Genomic DNA, 6,539 nt, shown 5'->3' on the forward strand with positions numbered 1-6,539 from the left:
ACCGTGTGTAAAATCAGTTTTAGCAATGACACCAGCAACTGCTGCACTTGCTGGCTGTTCTACAATTTTTCCATCACGATTCACCTTTACAAATGGATCAATAAGAATGGCGCGTTTTGAATCAAAATCTTTTGCTGTGCTAAGGGCTGCTTCATCTGTTGTGTTTGGTGCATCAAGCACCACAATAGCACGCAAACGCTCGGCAATGCCAATCAATTCTGCTGCTACGGGGTTGGCAGTCGCACCCGTTCCATTTTCTTCAATATTCACACTGGAAGGGCGTTTATGTGTAAAGCCTGGAGCGATGAGAATGCGTGGTGTTTGTCCTACAATGGACCCCGCTCCAATGAAAGCATGAACACCTTCATAAGCACCATTTGCGTTTACACCACCCAGAATATTGGTGAGTGTTGCATTTTCGTTGTCACCTTCGTTCACGCGCACGACAACGACAATTGCTCCTACTTGTTTAAAAATAAGATCAAGGGCATTGGGTAAGGTACCTTGACGCTTACCCGTTTTATCGAGTTTTGCAGCTTGTGAAAGAGAGCCTGCTACCAAAACCGGTGTGTTGAGAGGGAATGCTTGTTCATCGGCATCGGGTGCTGTACCAACAATCCCGATAACTGCCGATTGTACTGCGCGAAGGGGGCGGGTGCCGTCGTCAACCTCAATGACTTCAACACCGTGTAAAAAACCTGTTGCCATTTTATACTCCTTTAAAATATTGGCGAATGAAATGAATGGGAAAAAATGAGAGAATGATTGCTGTGTTTGTTAAACTGGCATTACGATAAAAAATTATCGAAAATAGATTGACATTATTTCTACAATGTGTATTTTCGAATCAGGTGCTTGAAAAACACCTTAAAGCAACTAGCGGATGGATTGCCGAAACAATCTCTTCTCCGCCAACTAAAAGTTTTGACTCATTGTATGTTACACGCATATAATGGCATTGTCGGGTGTGGTTACGCTATACAATACCCTTTATGGGAAAGGCATAACGACGGGCTAGTTGCCGTGTTTTTCAGCGCCCGGCACTCTCTTTAGAGTGTCAATGAAAAACATCTAACAACTAGGAGTTCACATGAACACTCTTATAGAAATTACAGAACAAGTCATTGATGGCGATGCGATTCAGACAGTAAATGCACGTGATCTACATGCGTTTTTAGGAGTAGGTAAAAAGTTTGCAGACTGGATTACTGAACGCATCAACAAATATGATTTTGTCGAAAACAGAGATTATATAGTTTTTCCCAATTTTGGGAAAAACCTCCAAGGTGGTCGTCCCTCTAAAGATTATGCTCTCACTTTAAGTGTAGCCAAAGAACTTTCTATGGTGGAGAACAATAAGAAAGGTAGAGAAGCTCGTTTATATTTTATAGAATGTGAAAAACGTGCAAAACAAGTAGCAACACCACGAATAGATCTTGCCAATGCATTGGAAAATCCTCTTACGATTAAACAGCTCCTTTTAGAGAGTATCAATCAATTAGAAGACTTAAGAAATGAGGTGAGTACACTCAAGCCTAAAGCAGAAGCTTTAGAAGGCTTAAAACGCTCTGATGGGCTGTTCGGTCTTATTGAAGCAGCGAAAATGCTTGAAGTACGACCAAAAGATTTAACAGATTACTTGCGGAAAAATGATTGGGTCTATCGACGGGCTCCAGGGGCGCCTCTATTACCTTATCAGGATAAGATAAAGAAAGGATTCATGGATTGTCCTGCTATTACCATTCAAAGATCGGATGGTACAGAAAAGGTGCTGCCTTCAACAAAAATCACACCAAAAGGATTGGCATGTTTAAGAGAACAAATCTTTGGGGGTGTGCAATGAATACCAGTATCGACTTTTTATGTGATTTATGGATGGCATTGTTTCAGTTTTCTGATCGTGATGATGTCGAAGATAAAGCTTTTAATGCTCTCATTGAGACCATGGATGCAATAGAAAAAGCTTTGATTTTAAAACTTCAAGATGAATCACCAAACGCACTCAGAGTTCTGGCAATGATTACAAATTTTGGATCTTTAAAACCTCCTTCTATTATGGAGCCTTTGTTGAAAGCTTACGATCCGAGTTTGAAAAATTCTGTTAAGAAAGCTGCTTAACTTTAAAAACATGATTTTATCTCCTCGTCTTTTAGGCGGGGAGGTGGTTAACAGTATAAAATATCTTCACATAATACACATTATACGTATAATACGTATTATACATTAAAGATAGGATGTGCATATGAAAAAATATAGTTTTACAGATGTAAACCGCGGGGCAGGCGATATTTTAGACGAGGCTATGTCTACACCTGTAGCTTTGACAAAGCGAGGGCGTGAAAAAATCATTATGCTTCCTGTTGATTTATATCATGAATTAATAAAAGCGCGTTCTGGTGCACAATCTTTTGTTTATGCAGATGCACCGCAAAATATATTAGACGATTTAGATCGTGGTTTAGATGATATTTTAAATGGCAACGAACATGTTTAAAGCGGGGGATGTTGTTCAATATTATTATTTATCCAGTATTCCATAAAACATTATCCCTTGAGAGTGAGGAAGAGATCAAACAGCGTGAAGTGTTGGAACTTTGCTAACATTTGTTTCACGTTCAGCATGCCAAGCGTCATAATTAGCTTGCATACGTAACCATATAGCAGCTCCATCACCAAACATTTTGCCAAGACAAGCGGAAATAGCAGGAGAAACAGGCTTTTTTGCGTTCAGAATATCGTAGAGATGTTGGCGTGATATACCAAGCATCTGCGCAATTTCTGATTTTGTTTTGCCTGTCTCAGGAATAATTTCTGCTAAAACTTCTCCTGGATGAGTAGGACAACGGTTTTTATCTCTTTGTGCAGGAATGTCATTCATAACTGTATCCTTAGTGATATTGTTCAAGATCAACACGGTAAGCATTACATGAGTCAAATTCAAAGGTAATACACCATGGTCCGTTAACGTGGACAGTGTAACGAGTGGGTGAATATCCAATCAAAGAATGAAAGTTGAATCCTGGAAGATTCATATCTTCTGGTCTTTCAGAAATATCTAAACGATCAAGACGAACCATGATACGTTTTACAAGTTTCTTATCAATCTTGGATGAATTTCCCGTTTTGAATAATTCTGCCAATGTTTTGCTTTTAAACGTTTTAATCATTCTTTTATATAGCGTAAAATACTGTTAATGTCAACAAATAGCTTACATTATAAGTGCTAAAATGGAAAAAACAGTAACATCCCATTAGAAACCCTTATCGTCTAGACTTGTTTTTCTTTTCTCCACCTCATGCGTAAAGAGAAGAATAGGTGCATGGAGGGGATAAATTTGCACGTTAACATCAAGGATTTTACAAACATACCAACGGCTGTCTGATCAAATATTGCTAAAAACTTAGATCCCTTGCCATTCTTAATAAAGTGAATACGAAGTTTAAATTCTATTGTCATTTTGCTCTCCAAATTAATGAAGAGACCATAACAATCATCTCACTCTCTCATAAGACTGACACTGTCAGTCAAAAAGCTCTTTAAAGGGCTTTAAAAGGGCTTAAAATCATACAAGCCAGCTTATACAACAGCTATCAATTTGACTTGCGCTATTTTTGGTTTTGTATTTAATCTTTCCATAACCTTATAAGAACAGCGCCATCAGCTCCAGCGCCGCTTGGAGAGGAATCTCCATGAGAGCCAGCACCACCACCACCAAAACCACGCCCTGCTTTTCCTGAACTGTAGGAACCTAGTCCTATCCCTCCAGCTCCACCCCTTGATGTATCGCCTCCAGCATCACCGCCATTACCGCTTGTTTTTCCATTGATTCCGCTTGTCCCAGCATAACCATTTCCGCCTTTGGCAATTCCTAGGTGGTCATCCGTTGCTAAACCAAAGTTTCCACCTGTACCTCCAGCACCGCCATCGCCTGAATGGCGGCCAGAAATACGATTATTTGAGTAAATAGGATAACCAGCACGACCATACTCTCCTCCTGTAGCGGTAATAAAATTTTTGCCAATGATTGTTGTTTCTCCAGATTTACCTTGTACACCCCGCCCTGAAACAGAAGCTCCTCCTTTACCAATGACTATATCTTCATGACCATTTAAACTGGCTTTATAGCCATACCAGACTGAACAACCGCCACCGCCGCCACCTCCTCCTAATCCTGGCGTATCTGCTCCACCACCACTACCGCCACCACCCCAAGCTTGGATCTCAACCTTGGTTTGGTCCGTTACCCAATCGGGCCATTGAATTTTTCCATTTTGTGTATACAGCAGTTCAGCATCAGCAAGTGCAGGCCAGTTAATGATATTCTCAATCAAATCTTTTTTAATTTTTTCTCTTTCTGCCAAGATAGCTGCATCTACTTGCTCTTTCGTATAAACAAGATCTCCATCGACTTTAAGCGGTCCTTTCAACGTGCTTCCCGTTGTGCTTAAACTGGTAACTATTTCACCATTATGGGTGAGATTAAACGACGAATTACCCAACAGTTCTAAGCCACCACTCATAGTGATTTTGCTGGTAAATTTATTATAACTTTGCCATTCATTTGGGCTTGTGAGGTGTCCATAGCTTGTGAGATCTTCGTTGATCTTAGCTCTAAAATCATCAAGCCCCACAATATCTTCAATCTTATGTTGATGAGAGCCAAGCAAAGATATTGCACTGCCAAAGGTGAAGTTATTATTGCTTGATTTATAGAGAACATAATTGTTGGCAGCATCTTTTGCCCCCTCGATATCGCTTAAATCAGCAAATGAGAAGGTTTTATCGGCTGCCATTTTGCCATTGAGAGCGCTTTCTAGATTTGTGATTTCGCTTATGGTATGCGTGTGTTTTGAAGGCGCTTTTTCGTCTACCTTTTCCTCAATATCGGCTATTGCCTGATCAATTTTTGTCAAGTTTTCGCGCAAGATTGGGAATTCAGAACTGATAAAACGCCCCTCTTTAGGCAATTCCATGTCGAGTTTTTTGGTTTTTGTCATCTCTGTTCTCCCATCACAATATGCCAGCGCCAAAATCACTCACCATGGACCGCGCTGCTGGTCCACCGGTAAGGGTCAATTTCAAACGTGCTTGTTTGGCTGTTTTATCGCTGCTCACAAATTTGCGCTCTGTCCAAAGTGGTTCAGCGAGTTGTTCTGTTTCCTCTAATGTGAGAGGGGTGAAACCACCATCATCCAGTTGCATCTCGAGTGTAAAGGTTGCACCGCCTGGTAAAAATGTTTTGATATAGCTCGTTAACCTTGCCTTTTCCCCAAAGGCAAAAGCACGGGTGACATAAGTGGCTGTTTTATGAATCTTCCCCGCAATCAATTGAACAGGAGCAAACAAAACGGGTGAGAGCTTTTCGGTGCCTTTGAGAATAGCGCGGAGCTTTACCTTTTCACTGATATATTCGGTAAGACTGAGCAATTGAAAGGGCAGGAGTTGATAAATTGTGCCATTGTTTCTTTCAATTTCAAAGATGACAGAACAATCGCTTGAAGGCAATTCAATGGCTGCGCGTACTTGCAAATCAGAGCAGTCCACAAGGTCAAAGGTGCCTAAATCGACAATCTTTTCTGTTTGTGTGTAGCGTGCTGCCAGCACCCGAAAGGCTAAGGCTTCATCTTGATGAGCGGTCCAGCTCCTAGCATTGACAGAAGAAAAGCGTGGACCGGTCACGTAAGGGTGGCTTGAGACATATCTCTGGTGTTCTGCATCAAAATCTCCAAGCTTTGCCAGTGAAACAGAATGATCAGCATCATCTGTCTTGATAACGAAAGCCGTTAAGCGGTCATCCATCACAAGGAGTGGTACATCATAGCGTGCCCCAGCCCAACCTAGCTTTGCGCCCTTCATAGAATAAAAGCTTTGTGCTTGAATATCGGCGGTCGGATAGCCATTTTCAGTGGTGACCAAATCAATCACCAAATCATGGTTCTCATTACCGATTTTGCAAAGATGAAAGTCAATACCGGTGATTTGCCGTGTTTCATCGGGGGTAAAGACTTGCGCTTGTGGGTCAAATTGCGTCCATATCTTTACTGTTGTGGTGCGCCGCATCACTTTCACATCAATCAGACCTTGACCGGTAAAAAGCCCCGTTGCAATGGTTCCACCTTTTCCCCGTGCCACAACGTTTTTTGTGCCAGCCGTAATATTTTGTGGAATCGTAAAAGTGCCTTCAAGGGTTCCTTTGCTATCGGCAACAAGCTTTGTTTTTGGTAAAACATTCACACCATCAAAGGTAAGACTTTCCAAGATTTCTCTACTGCCAAAACCTTCAATTTTAAAATGAAGGGTAATTTGTCTTAAAAAGTCGATTTGCTCTTGATGTGCATTGACCAAATCATCACGCACTTCTGTTTTACGAACGCTTCTCCCACGGTTCCAGCCCATATTGATTTGATTGGTCACGCTTGAGAGCCAATCGGTGCGCTGTTCATGCCAGAAGTCTGTCGCGGGTTCAAGGGTTACTGTACCAGGCAGGGGTGCAAAATTTTGATAAGGATTGATTTTTTCGCAAGCCGTTGTCAACTCT

General features: G+C 41.3%; 8 protein-coding genes. 3 read left to right on the top strand and 5 right to left on the bottom strand.

The features are described 5' to 3' along the window. Positions 1–708, bottom strand: a 708-nt coding sequence (locus ACFIME_RS07115; RefSeq protein WP_375684716.1) for a phage tail sheath subtilisin-like domain-containing protein, incomplete at its 3' end; no start/stop codon positions are given. Between the two features lie 382 nt (positions 709–1,090). On the opposite strand from ACFIME_RS07115, the gene ACFIME_RS07120 reads away from it, so the two are divergent. The 3 genes from ACFIME_RS07120 to ACFIME_RS07130 all read left to right on the top strand — a co-directional run bounded on the left by ACFIME_RS07120 (position 1,091) and on the right by ACFIME_RS07130 (position 2,494). Next, a complete protein-coding gene (locus tag ACFIME_RS07120) occupies positions 1,091–1,843 on the top strand; it encodes an antA/AntB antirepressor family protein (protein WP_375632899.1) in 753 nt (250 codons plus the stop codon). Further along, positions 1,840–2,118 carry a hypothetical protein gene (locus ACFIME_RS07125; protein WP_375632901.1) on the top strand — a complete coding sequence of 93 codons (279 nt, stop codon included), beginning with the start codon at positions 1,840–1,842 and terminating at the stop codon, positions 2,116–2,118. The genes ACFIME_RS07120 and ACFIME_RS07125 overlap by 4 nt, the downstream gene beginning before the upstream one ends. A gap of 124 nt (positions 2,119–2,242) precedes the next feature. Beyond that, positions 2,243–2,494, top strand: a complete 252-nt coding sequence (locus ACFIME_RS07130; protein ID WP_375632903.1) for a type II toxin-antitoxin system Phd/YefM family antitoxin — start codon at positions 2,243–2,245, stop codon at positions 2,492–2,494. Positions 2,495–2,569: 75 nt separating this feature from the next. On the opposite strand, the gene ACFIME_RS07135 is transcribed toward ACFIME_RS07130, so the two are convergent. The 4 genes from ACFIME_RS07135 to ACFIME_RS07150 form a co-directional block, all read right to left on the bottom strand. Further along, positions 2,570–2,878: a HigA family addiction module antitoxin gene (locus tag ACFIME_RS07135; RefSeq protein WP_273721170.1), complete on the bottom strand. Its 309-nt coding sequence runs from the start codon at positions 2,876–2,878 to the stop codon at positions 2,570–2,572. Positions 2,879–2,888: 10 nt separating this feature from the next. Beyond that, positions 2,889–3,167, bottom strand: a complete 279-nt coding sequence (locus ACFIME_RS07140) for a type II toxin-antitoxin system RelE/ParE family toxin (RefSeq protein ID WP_375618870.1) — start codon at positions 3,165–3,167, stop codon at positions 2,889–2,891. 457 nt (positions 3,168–3,624) lie between these two features. Then, complete coding sequence (locus ACFIME_RS07145) at positions 3,625–4,998, bottom strand: Bgr_08870 family protein (RefSeq protein ID WP_375655407.1); 1,374 nt, start codon at positions 4,996–4,998, stop codon at positions 3,625–3,627. A gap of 13 nt (positions 4,999–5,011) precedes the next feature. Beyond that, positions 5,012–6,539, bottom strand: a 1,528-nt coding sequence (locus ACFIME_RS07150) for a DUF4815 domain-containing protein (protein WP_375684717.1), incomplete at its 5' end; no start/stop codon positions are given.

The organism is Bartonella sp. AP1QHHD (assembly GCF_042196265.1).
In the GTDB taxonomy this organism is placed as follows: Bacteria; Pseudomonadota; Alphaproteobacteria; order Rhizobiales; family Rhizobiaceae; genus Bartonella.